1 pseudogene is annotated in these 245 nt (G+C 66.1%); it reads left to right on the forward strand.

The features are described 5' to 3' along the window. A pseudogene (locus F6S12_RS33480) lies at window positions 1-245 on the forward strand (ABC transporter permease); the annotation flags it as partial.

The following is a 245-nucleotide window of genomic DNA, read 5'->3' on the forward strand; positions in this document are numbered from 1 at the left end:
CTGATCGCCACCCTGCTGGCGGTGAGTTTCAGCCTCGGCATCTGGTACCTGCGTTCGCGCCTGGCAACCCTGCTGATCGGCCTGGTGCTGCTGCCCATGGCCATTCCGCCGGTGATCTCGGCGCTGGTGCTGTACTTCATGGAAACCAACCTCGGGCGCATCGCCCCGGGCTGGGGCTACGACACCCTGCCCGGGGTGGTGATCGCCCATGTGGTGATGGTGGTGCCCTACGGCGTGGTGACCAT

It is taken from the genome of Pseudomonas sp. JV245A, from assembly GCF_032424515.1.
Classification (GTDB): Bacteria; Pseudomonadota; Gammaproteobacteria; order Pseudomonadales; family Pseudomonadaceae; genus Aquipseudomonas; species Aquipseudomonas protegens.